The organism is Bradyrhizobium forestalis (assembly GCF_002795245.1).
GTDB lineage: Bacteria > Pseudomonadota > Alphaproteobacteria > Rhizobiales > Xanthobacteraceae > Bradyrhizobium > Bradyrhizobium forestalis.
Genome location: NZ_PGVG01000118.1, coordinates 1 through 1123 on the forward strand (window position 1 = coordinate 1; position 1123 = coordinate 1123).

1 protein-coding gene and 1 pseudogene are annotated in these 1123 nt (G+C 61.7%); both read right to left on the reverse strand.

What is annotated here, in order from left to right:
* Positions 1-63 precede the first annotated feature (63 nt).
* Complete coding sequence (locus CVM73_RS38725; protein WP_100236938.1) at positions 64-921, reverse strand: IS3 family transposase; 858 nt, start codon at positions 919-921, stop codon at positions 64-66.
* A pseudogene (locus CVM73_RS38730) lies at positions 918-1123 on the reverse strand (helix-turn-helix domain-containing protein); the annotation flags it as partial. The pseudogene CVM73_RS38730 and the gene CVM73_RS38725, both read right to left, overlap by 4 nt.

The window sequence follows — 1123 nt, forward strand, 5'->3', positions numbered from 1 at the left end:
GCACTGGACTGCACCCCTTAAGTGAGACACGATAATTCCTGTGACAGTGCGGTTGCCACGACGTTATCGTGCCTTGTTTTGCGCGAACGCGGTTTCGAACTCAAGGGGCGACTGATATCCGAGCGCCGAGTGCAGGCGCTCCTTGTTGTAGACGTCTGCGATGAAGCTATCGATCCGGCGGCGGGCGTCGCTGAGATCGGAAAATGCTTTGCCGTTGACCTCCTCGGCCTTGAGCGTCTTCATGAAGCTTTCAGCCTTGGCGTTGTCGAAGGGATTGCCGGGCCTGCTCATGCTGATGGTGATGTCCCGTTCGGCGAGCCGCTGGCGATAGGCGATGGAGGCGTATTGCACGCCGCGATCGGAGTGGTGGATCAGGCTGCCGGGCGTCGGCTTTCGGGCCTGGAGAGCGTTCTCGAGCGCCGAGATGGCAAGCGAGGCATCGAGCGTATTCTCAAAAGCCCAGCCGACAGCCTTGCGTGAGAACGCGTCGAGTATGACGGCGAGATAGGCGAAGGTTCTGGCGAGATGCACATAGGTGATGTCCGCGACCCAGATTTGATCGGGGGCGGACGGCACCAGGCCGCGCACCAGATTGGGCACGACGAGAACGCCCCCTGGTCGCTCTGCAGGGGGCTTCAGGAACGGCGCCTTGCGCTGCGCCAGAAGGTTGTCCTCACGCATCAGCCTCAGGACTTTCTTGGCATTTACGACCATGCCTTGGCGCCGGAGGGTGGCTGCCACGCGTCGATAGCCGTAGAAGGGATGCTTGAGGCAAATACGCTGGAGCTGGTCGCGCAGCTCGCACTCGGCCGTCTCACGACTGCGCCTGTTGAGATGCCGGTAGTACGTCGCGCGGGGCAGGCCCGCCAGATAGCAGAGGCGCTGCACGTCGGCGTGAGAATTGGTCGTCTCCGACGTCATGGCTTGGATGATTTCGATGATGCGGATGCGGGTTTGCCTTGCGCTGCCGGCCGCTCCAATGCGCGCAAGGCTTTCCGAAAAAAATCGATATCCATCTGCTGGCGGCCCACCAGCCGCTCGAGCTCGGCGATGCGGGCATTCGCACGCGTGAGCGCAGAACGCTTGTCGTCATAAGTCGGTACAGGCTTGAGCTTCCGCGGAC

Bases quoted from the DNA above. Each gene is read 5' to 3' on its own strand.
- CVM73_RS38725 (WP_100236938.1), bottom strand. From the start codon at position 921: ATGACGTCGGAGACGACCAATTCTCACGCCGACGTGCAGCGCCTCTGC.